We start from the raw sequence: 24,934 nt of genomic DNA, 5'->3' as shown, positions 1-24,934 counted from the left end.
AAAAAACGCCGCGCACTCTGCGCGGCGTTTCTCTTAGACCCGACGGGGCCCTTTATTTCAGCAGCGACTTGGCTTTTTCGGCTACGGCCTCGGCGGTGATGCCGAATTTTTCGTACAAAACGTCCGCAGGGGCCGAGGCGCCGAACGAGGACATGCCGACAAAGCCCGCTTTGGCTTCGCGACCACGTTCGCCCAGCAGCCACTTGTCCCAGCCCTGACGCACGCCCGCCTCGACAGCGACGCGCACCGGACCGGCGGGCAGGACACGCTTGCGATAGCTTTCTTCCTGCTCTTCGAACAGCTCCATACAGGGCATCGAGACAACGCGGGTGCCGATGCCTTCGGCTTGCAACAGGTCACGTGCGGCCATGGCGATGGACACTTCAGACCCGGTGGCGATCAGGATGGCCTGACGCTTGCCTTCGGCCTCGGCCAGTACATACGCGCCCTGGCTGACCAGGTTCTTCTGTTTGTGTTCAGTCCGCACGGTGGGCAGGCCCTGACGGGTCAGCGACAGAACCGAGGGCGTTTCCTTCGAGGTCAGGGCAATTTCCCAGGCCTCGGCGGTTTCCACGGTGTCGGCGGGGCGGAACACATAGGTGTTGGGCGTTGCGCGGCTGATGGCGACATGTTCCACCGGCTGGTGGGTCGGGCCATCTTCGCCCAGACCAATGCTGTCATGGGTCATCACGAACACGCTGGGGATGCGCATCAGGGCGGCCAGACGCATCGAGGGGCGCGCATAGTCTGTAAAGGCCATGAAGGTGCCGCCATAGGGGCGGAAACCGCCATGCAGCGCCATACCGTTCATTGCAGCGGCCATGCCGTGCTCGCGGATACCCCAATAGATATAGCGGCCCGCGCGGTTATCGATGTCAAAGATGCCCAGATCACCGGTCTTGGTGTTGTTCGAGCCGGTCAGGTCAGCCGAGCCACCCACGGTTTCGGGCATGATCGGGTTGACCACTTCCAGAACCAGTTCGCTGGATTTGCGAGTGGCGTATTTGGGCTGCTCTTCGCTGATCTGTTTTTTCAGCGCGCGGATGGTGCCGGCCAGACGTTTGGGGGCCTCCAGCGCATACATGCGGGCGAATTCGCCTTGCTTACGCTCGGAGATACCGGCCAGGCGGGTTTCCCACTCGGCGCGATCAGCCGCACCGCGCGATCCGATGGCTTCCCAGGCTTCCTTGATGTCGGCGGGCACTTCGAACGGACCCGAGGCCCAGCCATAGGCCTCTTTGGTGTCGGCGATCAGCTTGGGGTCGGTCAGCGCGCCGTGACCCTTGGAGGTATCCTGCGCCGACGAGCCCAGAGCGATATGCGTTTTGCACGCGATCATCGAGGGCTTCTTGGTGGTCTTAGCCTTGGCGATGGCGGCGTCGATGGCCTCGGGGTCGTGGCCGTCGATTTCCTGCACGTGCCAGCCCGACGCCTTGAAGCGCATGACCTGATCGGTGCGGTCCGACAGTTCAACGGTGCCGTCGATGGTGATGTTGTTGTTGTCCCACAGGACGATCAGTTTGCCCAACTGGTGGCGACCGGCCAGGCCGATGGCCTCTTGGCTGACGCCTTCCATCAGGCAACCGTCACCGGCGATGACATAGGTGTAGTGATCCACGATCTTCTTGCCGAAACGGGCGCGCTGGATTTCCTCGGCCATGGCGAAACCCACAGCGTTCGAGATCCCCTGACCCAGCGGGCCGGTGGTGGTCTCGATCCCTTCAGCGTGGCCGTATTCGGGGTGACCGGCGGTTTTCGCGCCCCACTGACGGAAGTTGCGCAGCTCGTCCAGGGTGATGTCCTGGTACCCGGTCAGGTGCAACAGCGAGTAGAGCAGCATCGAGCCGTGACCCGCCGACAGGATGAAGCGATCGCGGTCAGGCCAGCGTGGGGCCGAGGCGTCAAACTTCAGGTGTTTTTCAAACAGAACCGTGGCGACATCCGCCATGCCCATCGGCATGCCCGAGTGGCCGGAATTGGCGGCGTGAATGGCATCCAGGGTCAGCGCACGGATGGCGGCAGCTTTGAACCAGTGGTCGGGATTGGTATTGCGCAGTGCTGTGATATCCACGGCGAATGTCCTTTGATCGAGATCTGAGTGGTTTGATGCTCAATACCAGCCCAAACCAAGAGTGCAAGCGCGCCGTGTAACCCATTGGTCCAGAAGGGGGCGCAATTTCCCCGACCATTGGGTAAACTTGACCGGAAGCAGAGCAAAAATGATTCGTCTGCCGTTTTGAGCGGTGGAATCACAAGAATTGAAGGTTGAGGGCCATGAGCGACATCAACACATTAGAAGGCCGGATCACCGCCGCGCTGGACAGAATTGCCAAGGGGCTGGATGCGGTGCCCGCAGCACCGGTCGAACCGCAGGGCATCAGCGCCGAAGCCGAAGCCGAGATTGCTCGGCTGACCCAGGCGCTGGAGGACGAACGCACCGTGACCGCTCAGCTGGAAGAGCGGGTCAAAGCGGTCAAAGACAAGCTGGAAGAGCGCGCCGCAGACATGGCGCAAACGCTGGAAGAGGCGCAGGCCTCGGTCACCGCTTTGGACACCGAATTGCAGCAGCTGCGCGACGTGAACGAAAAACTGCGCGAAAGCAACATGGCGCTGCGTGACGCAAATGCCGCCGGGCTGGCTGATCCCGAACTGATCAATGCCGCGATGATGGCCGAGCTGGAATCGCTGCGCGCCGGGCGCAACGTGGATGTGGCTGAAATGGGCGCGGTGCTGACACAGCTGGACGCGATCCTGGGCAACTCTGACAACGAGGAGAGCGCCGATGCCTGAAGTCGAAATCAAGATCGGTGGCCGCGGCTTTGATGTGTCCTGTCAGGAGGGCGAAGAGCATTACCTGCATTCCGCCGCCAAGATGCTGGATGACGAGGCCCAGGCCCTGGCCGCGCAGATCGGGCGCTTGCCGGAATCGCGGATGTTGCTGATGGCCGGGCTGATGCTGGCCGACAAAACCGCCGGGGTCGAGGATCGCCTGCGCGAGATGAGCTCGGAAATGGAGACCCTGAAGGCCGAGATTGAGGCGCTGAAAAATCGCCCCGAACCCGATCCCGTGCGGGTCGAAGTGCCGGTCGTTCCTGCCGAGGTGATGGACACCCTGGCCGAAGTCGCGGCCCGCGCCGAAGCACTGGCCAGCCAGGTCGAGGAAAAAGCCGAGGACTAAGGTCCCCATGGCACAAAAAAAGGGCGCGGCCAGATGGCGCGCGCCCTTTCTTGTGATCAGATCCGATCAGCCAGCGTTGGCTTCGCGGATTTTGTCGGCGGCTTCTTTGTTGTAGCCCACTCCGTTTTCGTCAAACAGCGTGTCCAGCTCGCCCGACAGGGTCATTTCGGTGATGATGTCACAGCCGCCGACGAATTCACCCTTCACATACAGCTGCGGAATGGTCGGCCAGTCCGAGTAATCCTTGATGCCCTGACGGATTTCATCGTCCGCCAGCACGTTCACGTCGGCGTACTCGACCCCCATGTAGTTCAGCACTCCGGCCACACGGCTGGAGAAACCACATTGCGGCATTTGCGAGGTGCCCTTCATGTACAGCACCACGTCGTTGGATTTTACGGTTTCGTCGATACGGGTTTTCGCGTCGGTCATTTGCGTTTCCTTCCAGTCCCTTACGGGGTGTTCCTGATCTTATTCCGGGGCGCGGGTGGTCAGCGCCAGGGCGTGCAGCTCGCCATCGGGGCCGTCCATCTTGCCCTTGAGCGCCGCATAGACGGCGCGTTGCTGTTGCACCCGGTTTTTCCCACGAAAGCTTTCATCCACGACCATCGCGGACATGTGACGGCCGTCGCTGCCCTCGACCGCGATCTGGGCGTTGGGGAAGCTTTCGCGAAGGATTTCTTCGAGTTCCTGAGCGTGAACGGGCATTGATGTCTCCGGCTGAGTTCTGTTCGTTGGCCATGAATTTAGGGCGCAGGGCAGGGCTGTGCAAGTCATCTGGCCCCGGTTCTGCCGGTGCGCCAGAAAAAAGGGCCGCGACTGGCGGCCCTTCTGATGTTGGGTGGTCAGACGTTAACCAACAGCGGCTTCAAAGCTGCCACGGTACAGCGCGGCCAGTTCGGAAAGGGGGGCCTCGGCAGCACCGAATTTCACAGTATCGCCGGTGAATTTGCCCACGGTGGCAATCGGAACGCCCGCAGCGGCGGCGGCGGTCATCAGGGCCTCGGCCTGATCGAAGTTGCAGGCGATCAGGTAGCGGGCCTGATCCTCGCCGAACAGCTGCGCCATGTCGTCGGTGTCGATTTGCACGCCAACACCGCCGGCCTCGGCCATTTCAAAGGCCGCGACGGCCAGACCGCCATCGCTGAGGTCGGAGCAGGCTTTGATCAGCTCGTGATTGGCGCGGATGAAGTCACCGTTGCGCTTTTCGGCGTCCAGATCCACGGCGGGGGCGTCGCCCTCTTCGCGGTTGAAGACCTCGGCCAGCAGGGCGGATTGGCCCAGATGACCCGCGGTTTCGCCGACCAGCAGGGCGACATGCCCGTCGCGCGCGGTGCCCAGGATGGCCTTTTCAGGGCTATCGATCAGGCCAACGGCGCAGATGGTCGGCGTGGGCAAGATGCCCTGACCGTCGGTTTCGTTATACAGCGACACGTTGCCCGACACGATCGGCACGTCCAGCGCGGCGACGGCCTGACCGATGCCCTGAATGGCGCCAACGAACTGGCCCATGATCTCGGGCTTTTCGGGGTTGCCGAAGTTCAGGTTGTCGGTGGTGGCCAGCGGAGTGGCGCCGACGGCGGTCAGGTTGCGGTAAACCTCGGCCACGGCCTGTTTGCCGCCTTCGACCGGGTTGGCTTTGACATAGCGGGGGGTCACGTCGCTGCTGAAGGCCACCGACTTGTCGGTGCCGTGGATGCGCACGATGCCCGCGCCAATGCCTGGAGCCTGAACCGTGTCTGCCATCACCATGGTGTCATATTGTTCATAGACCCACTGTTTGGCGCCGTAGTTGGGGCTGCCGATCAGGGCCTTCAGACCGTCGATGGGATCGACCGAGGGCACGTCCGCCAGCGCTTCGGCGGCGGGGGTGGCGACCCAGGGGCGGTCATATTCAGGGGCCGAGGAGCTGAGTTTCGACAGCGGCAGGTCGGCCTTTACGTCATTGCCGTGCAGGATCAGGAAACGGTCTTCGGCGATGGTTTCGCCCACGATGGCGAAATCCAGGTCCCATTTTTCGAACACGGCGCGGGCCTCGGCCTCCAGCTCGGGTTTCAGGACCATCAGCATGCGTTCCTGGGATTCGGACAGCATCATTTCATAGGCGGTCATGTTCTCTTCGCGCTGGGGCACGTCGTCCAGCTGTAGTTTGACGCCCAACTCGCCCTTGTCGCCCATCTCCACGGCTGAACACGTCAGACCCGCCGCGCCCATATCCTGGATCGAGATCACGGCGCCGGTCTGCATCAGCTCCAGCGTTGCTTCCATCAGGCGTTTTTCGGTAAAGGGGTCGCCAACCTGAACGGTGGGGCGTTTTTCTTCGATGGTCTCGTCGAATTCCGCCGAGGCCATGGTCGCGCCGCCCACGCCGTCACGGCCGGTTTTGGCACCCAGATACACGACGGGCATCCCGACACCCGAGGCCGCCGAGTAGAAAATCTTGTCCGCGTCGGCCAGGCCAGCAGCGAAGGCGTTCACCAGGCAGTTGCCGTTATAGGCGGGGTGGAAGCGAACCTCGCCGCCCACGGTGGGGACGCCGAAACAGTTGCCATAGCCGCCGATGCCTTCGACCACGCCATGCACCAGCTGCTTGGTCTTGGGGTGATCCACCTGGCCGAACGACAACGAGTTCATCGCCGCGATGGGACGCGCACCCATGGTGAAGACGTCGCGCAGGATGCCGCCCACGCCGGTGGCCGCGCCCTGGTAGGGCTCGATGTAGGAGGGGTGGTTGTGGCTTTCCATCTTGAAGACGATGGCCTGACCGTCGCCGATGTCGATCACGCCTGCGTTTTCACCGGGTCCGCAGATGACCTGAGGGCCTTCCGTCGGCAGGGTGCGCAGCCATTTCTTGGAGGACTTATAAGAGCAATGCTCGTTCCACATCGCGCTGAAAATGCCCAGCTCGGTGAAGGTGGGCTCGCGTCCGATGATCTCTAGAATGCGCTCGTACTCGTCAGGCTTCAGGCCGTGGGCTTCGATCAGGTCGGGCGTGATGGCAGGGTCTTGCATGTCTCTCTCCGCTGGCGCGATGTTTGGGCGTTCTTTAGGCCATCCGAGGGCAAGGGAAAAGAGGCAAGCCCACATGTTTATAGCGTGGGATTGACGCAATACGCATTTTGCGGGTCAAGTCAGGGTCAGATTGGTTGGGATCGGGGCAAAAGGGCAGGGGATGCAGCGGGGATTCGACACATCCGAATACAAGGCCCGGCTGGTGCGGGCACAGGCGATGATGGCTGCAAACGGGCTGGGCGCGCTGCTGCTGACGACCGAACCCGAGGTGCGCTATTTCACTGGCTATCTGACACGGTTCTGGGAAAGCCCCTCGCGCCCCTGGTTTCTGGTGGTGCCTGCGGCGGGGGATCCGATTGCGGTGATCCCCTCGATCGGGGCGGCGCTGATGGGGCAGACCTGGATCACGGATATTCGCACATGGGCCGCGCCTAATCCGGCTGACGAAGGTGTCAATCTGCTGCGCGAGGTGCTGTCCCAGATCGGCGGGCCGGTTGGTGTGCCGTCGGGACCTGAAACGGTTCTGCGGATGTCCCTGACGGACTTTGAGCGAGTGAAGGCGGGATTCGATTTTCGAGATGATGCCGGGATCATGGCACAGCTGCGGGCCGTGAAATCCGAGGCCGAGATCGCCAAGATCCGCTATATATGCGCGATTGCCGGGCGCGCCTTTGATCGTGTCCCTGAAATCGCGGGGGTGGGGGTGCCGCTGGCACAGGTGTTTCGCGACTTTCAACGGCTTCTGCTGGAAGAAGGGGCCGATTGGGTGCCCTATCTGGCCGGTGGCGCGGGGCCGTTGGGATATGGGGATGTGATCTCGCCCGCGGCCGAGGCACCGTTGCAGGTCGGTGATATTTTGATGCTGGACACGGGCGCTGTCTGGGATGGCTATTTCTGCGATTTTGATCGCAATTTTGCGGTCGGTGAACCTCAGGCCGTATGCAAAGCGGCGCATACCCAATTGCTGGAGGCCACGCAGGCCGGGCTGGAGGCCGCCAAGCCCGGGGCGCGCGCCTGCGAGGTCTATGCCGCGATGGCCGCGGTAACGGGCGCGGGGGAAACGGCGGGGCGCTTGGGGCATGGGTTGGGGATGCAGCTGACCGAAGGTCTGTCCCTTGCACCGTGGGATCAAACGGAATTGCAACCTGGGATGGTTTTGACGCTGGAGCCGGGGATCGAAACAAGCGCAGGACTGGGGCTGGTCCACGAAGAAAACATCGTGATCCGTTCTGATGGTGCTGAAAAATTGTCCCCCTGGTCGACCGAAATGGTGTGCATCTAGGCGAAATGTGAATGCCATCGGCTCGAAAAAACTGATCGGCGAAAAAAAAGGCCGAGCACTAAGCTCGGCCGAAGTCCAACAGGGAGGTATGAGGATGATGCGAGAAGTATCAGCATCACCGTCGAATGCTGAAATAGTGATCATAAATGAATCGATCAAGACTCAAGATGTCGCAGGTGCAGCATGCCCGCTATGCGGTGGACGCATAGCTTTAGAATTTATATGCTAACCGCCTGATTTTTCATCTTTTTGCGATAGGAGATTATCTCGTCCTGCACGAAATCGCGGAAGGCAGAAATGCGTTTCGAATGGCGCAATTCTTCGGGGTAGGCCAGGAAAACCGGGACTTCGATGGACTGAACATCGGGCAGAACACGCACGAGGTTCGGGAAATCCTGCATCAGATAGTCGGGCAAGACGCCAATTCCCAGGTCGTGATCCACCGCTTGCAGCACGCCAAAATAGTTGTTCACCGTCAAGGTCGAATGCACATCATAGGTCAGCAAATGCTGCACCAGATTGGCCCCGGCACCGACCTGCGCGGAATTTGGGTTCTGACAAATCAGGCGGTGTTTGCTGATGTCCTCGATGGATTCCGGGGCGCCGTGTTCGTCCAGATAGGTTTTCGATGCATAGAGCAGCATCCGCACCGCCATCAGCCGCTTGCGAATCAGATCAGCCTGGCTGGGTTCTTTCATGCGGATGGCCACGTCGGCCTCGCGCATGGGCAGGTCCAGCACGCGTTCTTCCAGCATCAGGTCGATCTTCAGATCCGGGTATTTTTCGTACAAAGCGGGCAGGCGAGGGGCCAGCCATAAAGAGCCGAAACCAGTGGTCGTGGTCACCCGCAGCTCGCCAAAGACCTCTTCTTCGCTGTCGCGAATACGCGCGGCGGCGGCATCCAGACGCTTGGTCATGGCGCGGGTGGCGTCAAACAACAACTCGCCCTGTTCGGTCAGAATCAGCCCGCGCGCGTGGCGGTGAAACAGGGTGGTGTTCAGGCTCTCTTCGAGCGCGCGCACCTGTCTGCTTACCGCAGATTGCGATAGGTGGAGTGTATCACCCGCATGGGTTAAGCTGCCTGCATCCGCGACTGCGTGGAAGATTCTTAATTTGTCCCAGTCCATTCCGGCAACTTTCAGCGTTGTTTGGTGTGTCACAGGGTAACACATTTCAATTATGGGGCATAACTTCCCTTTCTGCGACGTGTTGTCAAATTTTTGTGTACGTAGGTCAGTTTTTGTGACCTAATATTGCCCTATAGTTAAGCAGACAATTCAGCGTTGGGAGGCGCGGAATGACCAGCCAGACTGTTTCTTTGAACGACAGGTTCGACCTGTCGAAATCGCCGGTCCTTTTGAATGGAACACAGGCGCTGGTGCGTATGATGCTGATCCAGCACGCGCGCGATCAACAAGCCGGTTTGAACACGGCCGGATTTTGCACCGGGTATCGTGGCTCGCCTTTAGGGGCGGTCGACATGCAGATGCGCCGTGCTGAAAAACAGCTGAAAGAGGCCAATATCCTGTTTCAGGAAGGGCTGAACGAGGATTTGGCAGCCACCTCGCTGTGGGGCAGTCAACAAGCCGAACTGCGCGGCGAGGGGCGCTATGACGGGGTGTTTGGCTTCTGGTATGGCAAGGGGCCAGGGGTTGATCGATCCGGTGACGCGCTGCGTCATGCCAATATGGCAGGCACCAGCAAGTTTGGCGGCGTGGTCATGGCAATGGGGGATGATCACACGGGCAAATCCTCGACCGTGCTGCACCAATCGGACTGGGCGCTTGTCGATGCCTATATCCCCGTGCTGAGCCCTGCAGGCGTTCAGGAAATTATGGATTACGGCATCTACGGCTATGCGCTTAGTCGTTTTACCGGATTGTGGGTCGGCCTGAAAACCATGAAGGACACGGTCGAGGCCACGGCAGTTGTCGATGGGCGCCCTGATCGCATGCAGCTGGTGATTCCGGATTTCACAATGCCTGAAGGCGGATTGAACATTCGATTGGGCGATACCCCGCATGAACAAGAAACGCGGATGATCAACCACAAGCGGTTCGCCGCCGAGGAGTTCAGCCATGTCAACAAGATCGACAAACGGGTTTGGGGCCGTCCGGGCGCCAAGATCGGCTTTGTCGCGGCGGGCAAGAACTGGCTGGACCTGACGCACGCGCTGTCCCTGCTGAATATCGATGAGTTCGAGGCTGAACGGCTGGGCATCACCACCTATAAGATCGGCCAGACCTTTCCGCTGGACATGCGCAACTTCCAGGACTGGGCCGAGGGGCTGGACCTGGTGGTGATCGTCGAAGAGAAACGCAAGCTGATCGAGGTGCAGGTCAAAGAAGCCCTGTTCGACAATCGGCGTGGGCGTCGGGTCTATGGCCGGTTCAAGGGCCATGCGGGTGATGTGGACCGCGAAGAGCTGTTCCCCACGCGTGGCGCGCTGGACCCGATCTTTATCGCCGAAAAAATGGGGGCGATCCTGATCGAAGAGGGGCGCGGCACCGAAGGGATCAAGGCAGGCATGGCCGCGCTGGACGAAGCGCGGCGCAATGACAATGCCGACGAGATCGCCAGCCGTTTGCCCTATTTCTGTTCGGGCTGCCCGCACAACAGCTCGACCAAGGTGCCCGAGGGCAGCCGGGCCTATGCCGGGATTGGCTGTCACTACATGGTGCAATGGATGGACCGCGAAACCAGCGGCTTTACCCATATGGGTGCCGAAGGGGCGAACTGGATCGGCGAGGCGCCGTTTTCAAACACGCAACATGTGTTCCAGAACCTGGGCGACGGGACGTACAACCATTCGGGTATTCTGGCGATCCGCGCCGCTTTGGCGGCGGGCACCACGATGACCTACAAGATTCTCTATAATGATGCAGTGGCCATGACGGGTGGCCAGCAGAACGAAGGTGGGTTGACCGCCTATCGCATCATCGACGAGGTCAAGGCCATGGGCGTGCAGAACATTGCCGTGGTCTATGACGAAAAAGAGGATGTGGACCTGTCGCTGATCCCAGCGGGCGTGGAGATCCACGAGCGTGCTCAGCTGATGCCTGTTCAGGAAAAGTTCAGCAAATACAGCGGCGTGTCTGTCATAGTTTATGTGCAAACCTGCGCGGCTGAAAAGCGTCGGCGCCGGAAACGCGGCCAATTCCCCGACCCGGATCGCCGTGTTTTCATCAACACCGATGTCTGCGAGGGCTGCGGCGATTGCGGGGTGCAGTCCAACTGTGTCTCGATCGTTCCCGTGGAAACGGAACTGGGGCGCAAACGTGCGATCGATCAATCCTCGTGCAACAAGGATTTCAGTTGTCTGAACGGGTTCTGTCCGTCTTTTGTGACGCTGGAAGGCGCTCAGGTGAGAAAGGCCGAAACGGCTCAGCTGGATCTGCCGGACATGCCCGCACCTTCGCTGCCGGAAATTGACGGAACCTATAACGTGGTGATCACCGGGGTGGGTGGCACAGGGGTCGTGACCATCGGCGCTGTGATGGCGCAAGCGGCCCAGATTGATGGCATGGGTGCCGGCGTGATGGAGATGGCGGGTCTGGCGCAAAAGGGCGGGGCCGTGCACATCCATTGCCGTCTGGCCAAGGCACCTGACGACATCAGCGCCGTGCGGGTCGCCACGGGCGAAGCAGACGCGCTGATTGGTGGCGATCTGGTGGTCAGCGCTGGGGCGAAAACCCTGGGTCTGACCCGGACAGGGCGCACCGGCGCGGTGGTCAACAGTCACGAGATCATCACGGGCGATTTCACCCGCAACACCGAATTCAGCCTGCCGACGGATCGGTTGGAGCTCCAGCTACAGGCCCGCTTGCAGGATCGCGTGACACTGTTTGATGCCTCGGAATTGGCCAAGGTCACGCTGGGGGATTCGATCTTCTCGAACATGATGTTGTTCGGCGCGGCCTGGCAAAAAGGGCTGGTGCCGCTCAGCCATGACGCGATCACTCAGGCGGTAACGCTGAACGGGACAGCCGTTGAGCGGAACCTGCGCGCCTTTGAAATTGGTCGCTGGGCGATGCTGCATCCAGATGAGGCCGCAGGCCTGTTGTCGCCCAAGGTGGTGCGCAAGGATCTGACACTGGACCAGAAAATCGCCCATCGCGAGGACCTTCTGATCGCTTATCAGGGCAAGCGACTGGCCAAGAAATATCGCAAATTGGTGGATCAGTTCCAGGACCCGTCTTTGAAAGAGGCCGTTGCCAAGGGCTATGCCAAGTTATTGGCGTATAAGGATGAATACGAAGTTGCGCGCTTGTTGCTGAGTACTGAGGAAAAGGCCCGGACGGAATTTGACGGGGAGTTCACCCTGAAATTCCACATGGCTCCGCCGATCCTGTCCAAGATGGGGGCGAACGGGCGGCCTGAGAAACGTGAATTCGGGCCCGGGATGCTGCGCTGGCTGCGTCTGTTGGCGCGGATGAAGCGGCTGCGCGGCACGCCATTGGATCTGTTCGGCCGCACCGAAGAACGCAAGATGGAGCGTGCGCTGATCAAGCAATACGAACGTGACATGGCGCTGGTCCGCAAATCCCTGACCTCAGAGAAAATGGAAACGGCGATTGCGCTGGCCGAGCTGCCTCTGACCATTCGCGGCTTTGGTCCGGTGAAGATGGAAAACGAGGCCAAGGCTGCCAAACAGCGTGAAGCCTTGCTGGCTCAGTTACGCAGTGATGCGCCGACCCAGCTAAAGGCAGCGGAATGACGCCAGGGCCGGGGGCGTTTCATGCACCCCCGAGCTTTTCCTAGCGCCGGAAAGGTTGAGGGATTAAGAGGTTTCCGACATTGGAATTGGACCTTATGACCTCGCGCCAGATCGCCAGAGACATCAGCTATGCCCATTCGGCCTCGACCCGCGGGGGGCGGGCGCTGATCCGCGTGATGGAAAACGCGACGGGGCGGGTGCGGATGATCAAACGGGCCGCTGGGTACGAGCGCGAAGTTCAGGACGGGCGAGACTTCTGGGCGGTGATGGTGCAACGCTATGGGCTGTCGCTGGATGTCGTGGCCGGATCGTTGGACAATCTGCCCAAGGATGGCCCGCTGATCGTGATCGCAAACCACCCGTTCGGCATTCTGGATGGGCTGATCATGGGGCATTTGCTGTCACACACGCGCGGGGATTTCCGCATTCTGGCGCATCGCGTATTCCGCAAAGCCGAAGATTTGAACCGGATCATCCTACCCATCAGTTTCGATGACACACGCGCGGCTATGCAGCAGAATATCGACACGCGTAAAGAAGCCTTAAGCTATCTGTCCCAAGGTGGCGCCATCGGTATTTTCCCGGGCGGGACTGTCTCAACGGGCGCGCGGCCATTCTCGCATCCGATGGACCCCGGTTGGCGATCTTTCACCGCTCGGATGATCGCGAAATCGGGGGCTCAGGTGGTGCCGGTGTTCTTTGAGGGGCACAACAGCCGTCTGTTTCAGATCGCCAGCCACCTGCACGCTACGCTGCGTATGGGGCTGTTGATCAAGGAATTCGCCGCGCGAGTGGATGCGCCCGTGCGGCTGGCCGTGGGGCGCCCGATCCCTAAGGCCGACTTGCAGGCCCATGCGGGGGATACCAAAGCAATGATGGATTTTCTGCGCAAAGCCACGTATGAGCTTTCCCCGACTCCGCTGCGATCCTATGATTACGGTTATGAGTTCGAAGAGAAACACCGCCGATAGAGGCGCAAAAACAAGAAAGCCGAGGCCATGGCAGTAGGGATTTTTGATAGCGGATTGGGCGGATTGACGGTGTTGAATGCCGTGCAGAAACGCTTGCCCGGGGTGCCCTTTGTCTATTTCGGGGACAATGCGCACGCGCCTTACGGCGTGCGCGACGCGGACGATGTATATGATCTGACCACCAAATCCGTCGAACGCATGTGGGAGGCCGGCTGCGATCTGGTGATCCTGGCGTGCAACACGGCCTCGGCCGCTGCGCTGCGTCGGATGCAAGAAAGCTGGATCCCGCGCGACAAACGCGTGCTAGGGGTCTTTGTTCCTCTGATCGAGGCGTTGACCGAACGCAAATGGGGGGATAATTCGCCCCCGCGCGAGGTGGCCGTCAAACATGTCGGCCTGTTCGCCACCCCCGCTACTGTGGCCAGCCGGGCGTTTCAGCGCGAACTGGCGTTTCGCGCGATTGGCGTCGATGTCGAGGCGCAGGCTTGTGGCGGCGTCGTCGACGCGATCGAAGACGGGGATCTGATCCTGGCCGAGGCCTTGGTGCGCAGCCATGTGGACGCGCTCAAACGCAAAATGCCCGACCCCGAGGCCGCCATTCTGGGCTGCACCCACTATCCATTGATGGAGGAGGTGTTCCAGGATGCCCTGGGGCCGGATGTGACGGTGTACAGCCAGGCAAACCTGGTCGCGGAATTGCTGGCGGATTATCTGGCGCGCCATCCTGAAATGCAGGGCTCGGGCCAGGAAAACCTGTTCCTGACCACCGGGAATCCGGCCAAAGTGTCCAACAGCGCCACACAGTTCTTGCGCCGCAAGATCGAGTTCCAGTCGGCCTGAGCTATTGACAAAAGGTAGCAGGGGCAGGGGCTTGCATGTTGCTCGGTGAATGTTACCTGTTCTGGAACGCCTAGGGTCAAGCGGAGGGCCAGATGAAGGGATTGAAGAAAAAGCGTCGGATACAGGTCATTGCGGTGGCCGCGATTGCGCTGGTCTTGTCTACGGCTTTGATCGGATACGCGCTGCGCGACGGTATCAATTTCTTCCGCTCTCCTTCGCAAGTGATGGAAGAGCCACCCAAACCCAGCGAAACCTTCCGCATCGGCGGCCTGGTCGAAGAAGGCAGCCTGAAACGGGGGCAGGGCGAGGTCATTATGTTCAGCGTCACGGATGGAGGGGCCTCGATCCCGGTGACGTTCAAGGGTGTGCTGCCGGATTTGTTTGCGGAAAACCAAGGCATGATCGGTACCGGAAATTACATTAACGGTGTCTTTGAAGCCTCTGAAATTCTTGCAAAACATGACGAAGAATACATGCCCAAAGAGGTCGTGGACGCGTTGAAAGAACAAGGTGTCTATCAAGAACACGGAAATTGACTCGGTGCTGCGAACGCTCTGGTTCGCCCGCATTAACCCAATTCGCCCCAGCCTTGGATCAAACAGATCAGGCTGGGGTTTTTCATGCAGACGGTCAGACAGATTGCCGAAGACATCATTGCCCGCGAGGGCGGATATGTAAACGATCCGGATGATCCGGGCGGGGCGACGAACTATGGGGTAACGGTGCATACGATGCGCCGGCTGGGCTTGGATCTGGATCAGAACGGGGTGGTGGACGCCCTGGATGTGCAGCAGCTTGACCGAGAGCAGGCGATCGAGATTTTCCTGGAGCACTACTATACCCGTCCGCGGATCGGGGAGCTGCCCAAGGCGCTACGGGCCTCGGTTTTCGATATGTATGTGAATGCGGGCGGCAACGCGGTGAAGATCCTGCAACGTCTGTTGTGCCAGATGGATCAGCGCGTGGATGTGGATGGTGCTTTGGGGCCGCAAACCATTGCTGCGGCGCATCGTGCCGCCCGTGCTGCGCCGGGCCATATCGTGGATGCCTACGGAATCGCGCGCCGGAATTACTATTTTGCGCTGGCGGATCGTCGCGTGGCCTCGCGCAAATACGCGCAGACGCGGGCCGGGGGCAAAGGAGGGTGGATCAAGCGCGCCGAAGAGTTCATCTCGCCCGAGTATCATCTGAGCGCACAGGAATTTCAGGAAAGGGTGGCGACATGGGCCTGATGACACGGGTGTTCGACGTGATGTTCGGGGACGGGCGCAACCTGATCCGCGAAACGGCGGGGGTTTTTGCCGAAAACAAAGAGGCCGGGGCAGATCGCGCCGCTCAGATGCAGCGTGCCGCGCTGGAACAATTCGGGGCCGAATTCGCTTTGCCCAGAAAAGGCGTGTTTGATCGAGTGATTGACGGGTTGAACCGGCTGCCCCGCCCGGGGATGGCGCTGGGAACTTTGGGATTGTTCGTCGCCGCGATGGTGAATCCGGGCTGGTTCGCCGCCCGGATGGAGGGCCTGGCCCTTGTGCCCGACCCCCTGTGGTGGCTGCTGGGGGCGATTGTCTCGTTCTATTTCGGGGCGCGACATCAGGCCAAGGGGCAGGAATTTCAGGAACGTCTGATCCAGAATTTGGCGCAGCGCCCGACCGAGCCCGCTCTGGTTTCCGAGCCAGCGGCAGAGCCCGACAAGAACCCGGCGCTGGAGGCCTGGCGCGACCACAAGCTGGCTCCGCAATATTGATCAATGGGAGAGGGCGCGACAATGTGATCGCGCCCATCCCCCGAATCCCATTGGACGGGTTTCCGCAAAGCTCTATAACCGAGACATGATTACAGAGCTTGGCCACTTCGCCCTTATCCTCGCTGCTTTGGTCGCCGTCGTGCAGGCCATTGTTCCCCTTATCGGTGCGCAAAAGCGCTGGCCCGGTTGGATGGCCGTGGCCGAGCCCGCCGCAAATGTGCAATTTCTGCTGACGGCTTTTTCCTTTGCCGCGCTGACCTATGCCTTTGTTACGTCAGACTTTTCCTTGCAGCTGGTCGTGGCGAATTCGCATTCGGCCAAGCCCATGCTGTACAAAGTATCGGGCGTCTGGGGGAACCACGAGGGCTCGATGTTGCTGTGGGTGCTGATCCTGACGCTGTTCGGCGCGATGGCCGCCTGGTTCGGAGGCAACCTGCCGCCCACGCTGAAGGCCCGCGTTCTGGCCGTGCAATCGGCCGTCTCGGTGGCGTTTTTTGCGTTCATCCTGTTCACCTCGAACCCGTTTTTGCGCATGGCGGTGCCCCCCTTTGACGGGCAGGACCTGAACCCACTGTTGCAAGACCCGGGCTTGGCCTTCCATCCGCCATTCCTGTATCTGGGCTATGTCGGGCTGAGCATGGCGTTCTCCTTCGCCGTCGCTGCCTTGATCGAGGGGCGTGTGGATGCGGCCTGGGGTCGTTGGGTGCGCCCGTGGACACTGGCCGCCTGGATTTTCCTGACCATCGGTATCGGGCTTGGGTCCTGGTGGGCCTATTACGAGCTCGGCTGGGGCGGTTTCTGGTTCTGGGATCCGGTTGAAAACGCCAGCTTCATGCCCTGGCTGATCGCGGCGGCGCTGCTGCATTCGGCCATCGTGGTCGAAAAACGCGAAAGCCTGAAAAGCTGGACGATCCTGCTGGCGATCATGGCCTTTGGGTTCAGCCTGATCGGCACGTTCATCGTGCGCTCGGGCGTGATCACCAGCGTTCATGCCTTCGCCAATGACCCCGAGCGCGGTGTGTTCATTCTGGCCATTCTGGCGTTCTTTATGGGCGGCGCGCTGACCTTGTTCACCGCCCGCGCCAGCGTGATGGAGGCCAAGGGCGTTTTTGGGCTGATCAGCCGCGAAAGCGGACTGGTGTTCAACAACATCCTGCTGGCCGTCAGCTGTTTCGTGGTTTTCATCGGCACGATCTGGCCGCTGGTGGCCGAGATCGCCTTTGATCGCAAACTTTCGGTCGGTGCGCCATTTTTCAACATGGCCTTCTCGCCTTTCATGCTGGTGATGGGCATCGCGTTGCCGATTGCCGCGATGATGCCCTGGAAACGCGCCGTGATCGGTCGCACGATAAAGCCTTTGCTGCCGGCACTGGCGCTGGCGCTGGCTTTGGCGGGGCTGGCCTGGGCGATGCAATCGGGGCGCAGCCTGCTGGGTCCGATCGGCGTGTTTTTGGGCGCTTGGCTGGTTGCCGGTGCGGCCGTTGATCTCTGGAGCCGGACCGGCCGCAGCGGTCGTGTCGCGCGTCTGATGCGTTTGCCGCGCGCGGATTGGGGCAAGGCCGTCGCCCACGGAGGCCTTGGCATCACCATGCTGGGTGTCGCCGGTCTGATGGCATGGGAGCAAGAAGACATTCGCGTGGTGCAGTTGAACGAACCCTTCACCGTCGCGGGCTACACCCTGACCCTGACCGAGGTGAATCGCGTGCAGGGGCCCAACTATTTCTCGACCATGGCCACGATGGAGCTGTCCAAGAACGGTCGCGACATTTCCACTTTGCACCCAGAAAAGCGCCAGTACCCCGTTGCCCGCATGCCCACCACCGAGGCCGCGATCGACAATGGGTTCTTGCGCGACATCTATGCCGTGATCGGGGATGCCCAGGAAAATGGCGGCTGGGCCGTGCGGGTCTATTACAAACCGCTGGCGAACTGGATCTGGGGGGGCTCGATCCTGATGGCTCTGGGCGGCGCGCTCAGCTTGTCAGACCGCCGCTATCGCGTCGCCGCCGGTGCCCGCAAACGTCAACCTGCCGGGGTGCCCGCCGAATGAAACGCCTGATCCTTGCCCTTTGCCTGATGCTGGCCGCACCCGCCTGGGCGGTTGAACCGGACGAAATCTTGAAAGACCCCGCGCTCGAGGCCCGCGCGCGCGAAATTTCCAAGGATCTGCGCTGCCTTGTCTGCCGCAACGAAAGCATCGACGATTCCAACGCTGAACTGGCCCGAGACCTGCGCATCCTGGTCCGCGAACGCCTGCTCGAAGGTGACAGCAACGCCGAGGTCATCAATTATGTCGTTGATCGATATGGTGAATATGTGCTGCTGAAACCGCTGACTGGCGGCGTGAATTGGGTCTTGTGGGGCGCTGGCCCGTTGATGCTGATCCTGGCCTTGGGGCTGGGCATGACCTATGTGCGCCGTCGCGCCGAAACGGTCGAAATGCCCGCGCAGGACCTCAGCGCAGAAGAACAGGAACGCCTGCGCGAAATTATGAAAGAGTGACGCGCGGTTTGGTCTTTACCTGACCGGATGGTCGGATAAGCTGCGCGCGAACAGGAAATTGGAGCCCGCCGCATGGACTATCAGACCATCACCTTCCAGATCACCGACGACATCGCCGTCCTGACGCTGAACCGCGCCGACAAGATGAACGCGCTGAACACGCAAATGCGTGCCGAAGTGGCCAATGCCGCGCGCGAAGCCGGTCAATCCGCGCGGGTCCTGGTTATCACTGGCGCGGGCAAGGCCTTCTGTTCGGGGCAGGATCTCAGCGACCGCGCCACCGCCGCGAACCTGGATCTGGAGCGCACGCTGCGCGACGAATACATGCCCATGCTCAAGGCGATCTTTGATTGCCCGATCCCGACGATCTGCGCCGTGAACGGTCCCGCCGCCGGGGCCGGGGCCAACCTTGCGCTGGCCGCCGATGTGGTGATCGCCACCGAAAGCGCCTATTTCCTGCAGGCCTTCACCCGGATTGGCCTGATCCCGGATGCGGGCGGCACCTACTGGATGACCCGCAACATGGGCAGCGCCAAAGCCATGGGCGCCGCGCTCTTTGCCGATAAGATCAGCGCCAAACAGGCCGATGATTGGGGCATGATCTGGGAGGCCGTCCCCGACGCCGAATTCGAGGCCATCTGGAAAGCCCGCGCCGCCCATTTGGCCAAGGGCCCGACCATGGCCTATCAACACGTCAAACAGGCGATCCGAGGCAGCTGGGACAACTCGCTGGATGAACAACTCGCCCTCGAAGGCCGCAGCCAGGGCAAATGCGGCCAAAGCCGCGACTTCAAAGAAGGCGTCCTGGCCTTCACCGAAAAACGCCCGCCCCATTTCGAAGGCCGCTAATCCGCCCCTCAATCTCAACAAAAGGCACGCCGCATCCCCCCTGCGCGCGTGCCTTTTCTTTGCTCCTGCAAATACTCAACTCCAACATCCGCCACAAACGTCGCGCTAACCAAACGAAAAACGCCACCCGAAACGGGCGGCGCTCTCAAATTTACAACGTCAGAACGGGGCCTTAGCCGCGGTCTTCGACATCCGTATAGCCGCGGGTGGTTTCGCCCAGATACAGCTGACGGGGACGGCCGATTTTCATCTGCGGATCACCCAGCTGTTCTTTCCACTGCGAAATCCAGCCAACGGTCCGCGACATGGCGAAGATCGGGGTGAACATCGAGGTCGGGAAGCCCATGGCCTCCAGGATGATGCCCGAGTAGAAATCAACGTTCGGGAACAGCTTTTTGTCGATGAAGTAAGGGTCGTTCAGAGCGGTATGTTCCAGCTCTTTGGCGACTTGCAGCAGCGGGTTGTCTTCGACGCCCAGCAGCTCCAGCACTTCGTCGGCCGACTGTTTCATCACGGTCGCGCGTGGGTCGCGGTTTTTATAAACGCGGTGGCCAAAGCCCATCAGGCGGAACGGATCATTCTTGTCCTTGGCGCGGGCGATGAATTCGGGGATGCGATCGGGGGTGCCGATCTCTTTGAGCATCTCCAGGCAAGCCTGGTTTGCGCCACCGTGGGCCGGACCCCACAGGCAGGCGATGCCAGCGGCGATACAGGCGAACGGGTTCGCGCCCGAGGACGAGGCCAGACGAACGGTCGAGGTCGAGGCGTTCTGCTCGTGATCGGCATGCAGGGTAAAGATACGGTCCATGGCGCGGGCCAGGATCGGGTCCACGTGATATTCCTCGGCCGGTACCGAGAAGCACATATGCAGGAAGTTGGCCGCATAGGACAGATCGTTGCGCGGGAACACGAAGGGCTGACCGATCGAGTATTTATAGGCCATCGCTGCGATGGTCGGCATCTTGGCGATCAGGCGGTGCGAGGCGATCTCGCGCTGACGCGGATCCGAAATATCGGTGCTGTCATGATAGAAGGCCGACATTGCGCCAACAACGCCCACCATGGTGGCCATCGGGTGTGCATCACGACGGAACCCACGGAAGAAGTTGTGCATCTGCTCGTGGATCATGGTGTGACGGGTGATCGTCGTTTCGAACGTCTCCAGCTCGGTCGCGGTGGGCAGTTCACCGTACAGCAGCAGATAGCAGACTTCCAAATAGTGCGATTTTGCGGCCAGATCGTCGATCGCATAGCCCCGGTGCAGCAGGATCCCTTCGTCACCGTCAATATAGGTGATGGTCGAATCACATGCCGCGGTCGAGGTAAAGCCCGGGTCATAGGTGAAAACGTGGCCTTGCGCGTACAATTTGCGGATGTCGAGGACATCAGGACCAACCGAGGGGGACAGAATGGGCAAATCGATGGTTTTGCCATCAAAACTCAGCGTGGCAGTCTTGGTGTTGTCAGTCATGGTGTTCCCTTCATCACTGGCCTCGTGCGCGGACCGCACGGGCGTTGGTAATTTGTTGGCTTGTGGGTATTTCTAACGGTTTATTCCGTTCCCATCAGGCCGCTGCGTCGGTCAACCGGGCGAGTGTTTCGTCTCGCCCAAGGACCAGCATCATGTCAAAAACGCTGGGTGTGGCGGCGCGCCCGGCAAGGGCGGCTCGGATCGGTCCGGCGAGCTTGCCAAACTTCAGTCCCTGCGCTTCTGCGAACTGGGTGGCGGTCGCCTCCAATTCGTCTCGGGACCAGCTAGCATTTTGCAACTGCGGCGTCAATTCTTTCAGTATACCACGGGATACATCATCCAGGTTTTTCGCGGCTTTCTGATCGGGTTGAATAGGACGGTCAGCCAGGGCAAACTCTGCCTTTTCAATGAGTTGCGGAAAAGTCTTGGCGCCGCCTTTCAAACAGTAGATGGCATTCTCCAGCAAAGTTTTTTTCTGATCGGTCAGTTCTGGCAGCCCAGTGACCGCCCGGAAGGCCAGAAGTTCATGCAGCACTGCGGCATCGTCAGACGATGCAAGGTGCTGACCACACAGGTTTTCCAGCTTTTTGAAGTCGAAACGGGCCGGAGATTTGCCGATTCCGGACAGGTCGAACCAGTCTTTGGCCTGGGCGTCGGTGAAAAATTCATCGTCCCCATGGCTCCAGCCCAAACGCGCCAGATAATTGCGCATGCCCGCCGCCGGATAGCCCATCGCCTGGTATTCCTCGACCCCCAGCGCGCCATGGCGTTTGGACAGTTTCTTGCCGTCCGGCCCGTGGATCAGAGGAATATGCGCCCACACAGGGACATCCCAGCCCATCGCGTCATAGACCATCTGCTGACGGGCAGCGTTCATCAGGTGATCGTCCCCGCGGATCGCGTGGGTCACCCCCATATCATGGTCATCAACGACAACGGCCAGCATGTAGACCGGGGTGCCATCCGAACGTAACAGGATCATGTCATCCAGCTGGTCGTTGCGGATGGTCACATCCCCCTGCACCTGATCGCGGATCACGGTTTCACCGTCGCGCGCAGCTTTGATCCGCACAACATAGGGGGCATCGGGGAAGGTCGCGGGATCGGCGTCGCGCCAGGGGCTGCGATACAGCGTCGATTTGCCCTCGGCCCGCGCGGCCTCGCGGAAGGCCTGGATTTCCTCTTGGGTGGCAAAGCACTTATACGCCTTGCCCTCGGCCAGCAGTTGCAGCGCCACCTCGGCGTGACGGTCGGCGCGCTCGAACTGGCTGATCACCTCGCCATCATGATCCAGCCCCAGCCAGGCCATGCCTTTCAGGATCGCTTCGGTCGCCTCAGGGGTCGAGCGTTCACGGTCCGTATCCTCGATCCGCAGCAGGAATTTCCCGCCGCGGCCACGCGCATACAGCCAGTTGAACAAAGCGGTCCGCGCGCCGCCGATATGCAGATAACCGGTGGGCGAGGGGGCGAAGCGGGTCACGACTTGGGTGGACATCGGGATTTAACCTTTCGGTAACCATGAAGGGGTTAGCGTTTTGTCGTCTGTCTATCGGCCCGCCGGTGCAAGGACAAGGACTTGCGACCGACAAGCATGGGGGAAGGGGTGTGGCACGGTTTCCCGGATTGCAGCACAGGCTGAGCATGGTTCTGTTGGAACAGCGGCTGCACTTGTTCCCCTGGAGCCCCGTTTTTCTGGCCATCGGTATCGGTCTGTATTTCCTGCTCCGGTTCGAGCCGGGCTGGACCCTCTATGCCCCCGTTTGCGTCGCGGCGCTGGCCAGCATTGCGCTGGCCCTTCGATGGGGCCCAGAAGTGTCACCGCTGTTCTGGGCGGTCGGGCTAGTTTGTCTGGGGCTGCTCTTGGCAGGTGCACGGGCGCATTCCCTGCAAGGCCCGGTACTGGATTGGCGGTACTATGGCCCGATTCAAGGGCGCGTGGTGCAGGTGGATCGGTCGGGCTCGGACGCGCTGCGCCTGACCTTGGATCGCGTGGTGTTGCGCGATGTCGCGCCCCAGCGCAGGCCCGACCGCGTGCGGGTTTCCATGCACGGAGACTGGGACCTGCCGCGCCCAAAACCCGGACAGGTCGTGATGATGACCGGCCATCTGTCACCACCCGCCGGGGCCGTTGAGCCCGGCGGTTTTGATTTTCGCCGTCATGCCTATTTTCGCCAGCTTGGCGCCGTCGGCTATACCCGCAATCCAGTGGTGCTGTGGCAACCACATCAAGGAGGGGTGCCGGTTGCGGCGCTGCGTGCGGCCTATTCCGCGCGTGTTCAGGCCGCGTTGGAGGGGGATGCCGGAGCCTTCGCCGCTGCCGTGATGACCGGAGACAGATCCGGGATGCGGCTTGAAACACTCGCGGCCTTGCGGGCCTCGAACCTGGCGCATCTGCTGGCGATTTCCGGCCTTCATATGGGGTTGCTGGCCGGAGTGGTTTTCGCGGCCGCACGGTTGGCCTTCGCCCTGGTGCCCTATGTCGGGCTACGGGTCCCGGCCAAAAAAATCGCGGCAGGGATCGCGTTGATCGTGGCGGCATTGTATTTGCTCTTGTCCGGAGGCAGCATCGCGACCGAGCGGGCCTTTGTCATGGTTGCGGTCATGCTGGTGGCGGTGGTGTTTGACAGGCGCGCCATCAGCCTGCGAGCGGTGGCGGTCGCCGCTTTGATCGTGTTGCTTTTGCGCCCCGAAGCCTTGTTAAGCCCAGGCTTTCAAATGTCATTTTCCGCCACGACGGCGCTGGTCGCGGTGTTTGGCTGGCTGCGCGATGCTCAGGTGCCGCTGGGGCCAAGATGGCTGCGCCCGGTGGTGGCGGTGGTGATCTCGTCCGCGGTGGCCGGGGCCGCGACGGCCCCGTTTGGCGCGGCACATTTCAACCAGTTATCGCAGCTGGGGTTGATCGCGAACCTGTTGTCGGTGCCCTTGATGGGGGCCTTGGTGATCCCCGCCGCTGTTTTCGCAACCTGCTTACTGCCCTTTGGCCTCGAGGCGATCGGATTGTGGTTCGTGGGGTTAGGGCTGGACTGGATCCTGGGCGTGGCCGAGTGGGTTGCAGGAATGGGGGCTGCGACCCGTCCAATCCCAACCCCGGATTGGAGGGTGTTGCCGTTGCTGTCGATCGGGGCGCTAGGGGCAATGCTGTGGCAAGGGCGCGGACGCTGGGCCGGGCTGATCCCTGTCGGCGTTGCCCTGGGCCTGTGGGCCACGACGCCACGCCCCTTCTTGTTGATCGATCAAAGCGGCGCATTGGTGGGCGTCATGACCGAACAGGGCCGCGCTTTGAACAAGCCCAAGGGGCAGGGATTTGTGGCGCGCAGCTGGCTGGAAAACGACGGGGGAGGAGCGACACAGATCCGAGCGGCCTCTCTTTGGCCGCAGGATCCGGTCGTGGATGGCTGGCATTTGCGCGTCGTGTCGGGCAAAGCGGCGAGCTCGGTGAGCTGCGCGCCGTCTGATTGGCTGATTTCCGGGCGCCAGCTGCCAGAGAACCTGCCTTGTCGCGTGATGGACCGTTCGTTTCTTAGGCAAAGCGGTTCGATTGCCGTGTATCAAAACCCTGGCGGGATCCGCATGACCACCGAACGCGAAACGACGGGATGTCGCCTGTGGACACGCTGCGGGCGGGCTCAATAGCTGCGGATCAGACCAACCAAGCGCCCCTGAACCTTCACCTTGTCCTCGGGCAAAACGCGGGTTTCATAGGCGGGGTTCGCAGCCTCCAGCGCAATCGCATTGCCGCGCCGGTAAAACCGTTTCAGCGTGGCCTCTTGATCCTCGACCAGAGCGACAACGATGTCACCATTATCGGCCACTGTGGTTTCGCGGATGATCACCACATCACCATCATTGATCCCGGCTTCGATCATCGAATCGCCGCGCACTTCGAGGGCATAATGCTCCCCTTGCCCGGACAACATCTGACTGGGGACTGCCACATTGTGCGAGGCATGGGCGATCGCCTCGATTGGGACACCGGCCGCGATCCGGCCCATCACCGGCAGCTCGACGGCGGCAACGGCCTGAATTGGAATCGCAGCAGGGGGCGTTTGATCCGGGCGATCACCGTCGATAACGCGCGGGGCAAAACTGGATTCCCCGCCCAGAGCCTCGGGCAGTTTCACGATTTCAATGGCACGTGCACGATGCGCCAGGCGGCGAATGAAACCGCGCTCTTCCAAGGCGGTGATCAGGCGATGAATGCCTGATTTGGAGCGCAGATCCAGCGCCTCTTTCATTTCGTCAAACGAGGGCGGAACCCCGTCTTTTTGCATACGCTTGTGGATGAATTCCAAGAGATCCAGTTGTTTCTTGGTCAGCATCTGCCACCCCCGATACCTGTTGGTTTGGGTTTGTTCTACGCATGTTCTT

The 24,934-nt window shown here is 60.8% G+C and carries 21 protein-coding genes; 13 read left to right on the top strand and 8 right to left on the bottom strand.

Annotation, left to right across the window (positions count from 1 at the left end):
* Positions 1-52: 52 nt before the first annotated feature.
* Positions 53-2,071, bottom strand: a complete 2,019-nt coding sequence (gene tkt / locus ACXADQ_RS16025; RefSeq protein ID WP_475323035.1) for a transketolase — start codon at positions 2,069-2,071, stop codon at positions 53-55.
* A 203-nt stretch (positions 2,072-2,274) separates the two neighbouring features.
* Here tkt and ACXADQ_RS16020 point away from each other — a divergent pair, with 203 nt between their 5' ends.
* Both ACXADQ_RS16020 and ACXADQ_RS16015 read left to right on the top strand, forming a co-directional pair.
* Positions 2,275-2,790 (top strand): hypothetical protein, encoded by a 516-nt coding sequence (locus tag ACXADQ_RS16020; RefSeq protein WP_475323031.1) that lies wholly within the window; start codon positions 2,275-2,277, stop codon positions 2,788-2,790.
* Positions 2,783-3,178 carry a cell division protein ZapA gene (locus ACXADQ_RS16015; protein WP_475323026.1) on the top strand — a complete coding sequence of 132 codons (396 nt, stop codon included), beginning with the start codon at positions 2,783-2,785 and terminating at the stop codon, positions 3,176-3,178. Before ACXADQ_RS16020 ends, ACXADQ_RS16015 begins: the two co-directional genes overlap by 8 nt.
* A gap of 66 nt (positions 3,179-3,244) precedes the next feature.
* Here the strand turns inward: ACXADQ_RS16015 and grxD are convergent, their stop codons facing one another.
* The 3 genes from grxD to purL all read right to left on the bottom strand — a co-directional run bounded on the left by grxD (position 3,245) and on the right by purL (position 6,190).
* Entirely contained in the window at positions 3,245-3,610 is a 366-nt protein-coding gene (gene grxD / locus ACXADQ_RS16010; protein WP_475323024.1) for a Grx4 family monothiol glutaredoxin, read from the bottom strand.
* 39 nt (positions 3,611-3,649) lie between these two features.
* Positions 3,650-3,886, bottom strand: coding sequence for a BolA/IbaG family iron-sulfur metabolism protein (locus ACXADQ_RS16005; RefSeq protein ID WP_425094791.1), 237 nt, complete (start codon positions 3,884-3,886; stop codon positions 3,650-3,652).
* 144 nt (positions 3,887-4,030) lie between these two features.
* On the bottom strand, positions 4,031-6,190 hold the full coding sequence (gene purL, locus ACXADQ_RS16000) for a phosphoribosylformylglycinamidine synthase subunit PurL (RefSeq protein WP_475323022.1): 2,160 nt from the start codon (positions 6,188-6,190) through the stop codon (positions 4,031-4,033).
* Positions 6,191-6,350: 160 nt separating this feature from the next.
* Here purL and ACXADQ_RS15995 point away from each other — a divergent pair, with 160 nt between their 5' ends.
* A complete protein-coding gene (locus ACXADQ_RS15995; RefSeq protein WP_475323020.1) occupies positions 6,351-7,472 on the top strand; it encodes a M24 family metallopeptidase in 1,122 nt (373 codons plus the stop codon).
* 218 nt (positions 7,473-7,690) lie between these two features.
* Here ACXADQ_RS15995 and ACXADQ_RS15990 read toward each other — a convergent pair whose 3' ends face one another.
* Positions 7,691-8,599: a LysR family transcriptional regulator gene (locus tag ACXADQ_RS15990; RefSeq protein ID WP_475323015.1), complete on the bottom strand. Its 909-nt coding sequence runs from the start codon at positions 8,597-8,599 to the stop codon at positions 7,691-7,693.
* 170 nt (positions 8,600-8,769) lie between these two features.
* Here ACXADQ_RS15990 and ACXADQ_RS15985 point away from each other — a divergent pair, with 170 nt between their 5' ends.
* The 9 genes from ACXADQ_RS15985 to ACXADQ_RS15945 all read left to right on the top strand — a co-directional run bounded on the left by ACXADQ_RS15985 (position 8,770) and on the right by ACXADQ_RS15945 (position 19,095).
* A complete protein-coding gene (locus ACXADQ_RS15985; protein WP_475323011.1) occupies positions 8,770-12,189 on the top strand; it encodes an indolepyruvate ferredoxin oxidoreductase family protein in 3,420 nt (1,139 codons plus the stop codon).
* Between the two features lie 95 nt (positions 12,190-12,284).
* The gene (locus ACXADQ_RS15980; RefSeq protein WP_475326097.1) at positions 12,285-13,160 is read left to right on the top strand and encodes a lysophospholipid acyltransferase family protein; all 876 of its coding nucleotides are present in this window, start codon (positions 12,285-12,287) and stop codon (positions 13,158-13,160) included.
* Positions 13,161-13,187: 27 nt separating this feature from the next.
* Positions 13,188-14,000: a glutamate racemase gene (gene murI, locus ACXADQ_RS15975; RefSeq protein ID WP_475323007.1), complete on the top strand. Its 813-nt coding sequence runs from the start codon at positions 13,188-13,190 to the stop codon at positions 13,998-14,000.
* A gap of 92 nt (positions 14,001-14,092) precedes the next feature.
* Positions 14,093-14,536, top strand: coding sequence for a cytochrome c maturation protein CcmE (gene ccmE / locus ACXADQ_RS15970; RefSeq protein WP_475323003.1), 444 nt, complete (start codon positions 14,093-14,095; stop codon positions 14,534-14,536).
* Between the two features lie 84 nt (positions 14,537-14,620).
* A complete protein-coding gene (locus ACXADQ_RS15965; RefSeq protein WP_475322999.1) occupies positions 14,621-15,232 on the top strand; it encodes a holin-associated N-acetylmuramidase in 612 nt (203 codons plus the stop codon).
* Complete coding sequence (locus ACXADQ_RS15960; protein ID WP_475322997.1) at positions 15,223-15,744, top strand: holin family protein; 522 nt, start codon at positions 15,223-15,225, stop codon at positions 15,742-15,744. The genes ACXADQ_RS15965 and ACXADQ_RS15960 overlap by 10 nt, the downstream gene beginning before the upstream one ends.
* A gap of 85 nt (positions 15,745-15,829) precedes the next feature.
* Positions 15,830-17,794, top strand: coding sequence for a heme lyase CcmF/NrfE family subunit (locus ACXADQ_RS15955; RefSeq protein WP_475322994.1), 1,965 nt, complete (start codon positions 15,830-15,832; stop codon positions 17,792-17,794).
* Positions 17,791-18,246 carry a cytochrome c-type biogenesis protein gene (locus tag ACXADQ_RS15950; RefSeq protein ID WP_475322991.1) on the top strand — a complete coding sequence of 152 codons (456 nt, stop codon included), beginning with the start codon at positions 17,791-17,793 and terminating at the stop codon, positions 18,244-18,246. Before ACXADQ_RS15955 ends, ACXADQ_RS15950 begins: the two co-directional genes overlap by 4 nt.
* A 72-nt stretch (positions 18,247-18,318) precedes the next feature.
* A complete protein-coding gene (locus ACXADQ_RS15945) occupies positions 18,319-19,095 on the top strand; it encodes an enoyl-CoA hydratase-related protein (protein ID WP_475322988.1) in 777 nt (258 codons plus the stop codon).
* Positions 19,096-19,267: 172 nt separating this feature from the next.
* Here the strand turns inward: ACXADQ_RS15945 and ACXADQ_RS15940 are convergent, their stop codons facing one another.
* Together ACXADQ_RS15940 and gltX are read right to left on the bottom strand one after the other, a co-directional pair.
* Complete coding sequence (locus ACXADQ_RS15940; RefSeq protein WP_475322986.1) at positions 19,268-20,566, bottom strand: citrate synthase; 1,299 nt, start codon at positions 20,564-20,566, stop codon at positions 19,268-19,270.
* Between the two features lie 94 nt (positions 20,567-20,660).
* Positions 20,661-22,061 (bottom strand): glutamate--tRNA ligase, encoded by a 1,401-nt coding sequence (gene gltX, locus ACXADQ_RS15935; protein ID WP_475322982.1) that lies wholly within the window; start codon positions 22,059-22,061, stop codon positions 20,661-20,663.
* Positions 22,062-22,171: 110 nt separating this feature from the next.
* On the opposite strand from gltX, the gene ACXADQ_RS15930 reads away from it, so the two are divergent.
* On the top strand, positions 22,172-24,199 hold the full coding sequence (locus ACXADQ_RS15930) for a ComEC/Rec2 family competence protein (protein WP_475322978.1): 2,028 nt from the start codon (positions 22,172-22,174) through the stop codon (positions 24,197-24,199).
* On the opposite strand, the gene lexA is transcribed toward ACXADQ_RS15930, so the two are convergent.
* Positions 24,193-24,885 carry a transcriptional repressor LexA gene (gene lexA, locus ACXADQ_RS15925; RefSeq protein ID WP_475322973.1) on the bottom strand — a complete coding sequence of 231 codons (693 nt, stop codon included), beginning with the start codon at positions 24,883-24,885 and terminating at the stop codon, positions 24,193-24,195. The two genes, ACXADQ_RS15930 and lexA, sit on opposite strands and share 7 nt — an antisense overlap.
* Between the last annotated feature and the right edge of the window lie 49 nt (positions 24,886-24,934).

The sequence above is a fragment of the Thalassovita sp. ABM4_323 genome (genome assembly GCF_056158665.1).
The sequence above is the reverse complement of the archived record's forward strand: the minus strand, read 5'-3'. Positions and strand labels throughout refer to the sequence as shown.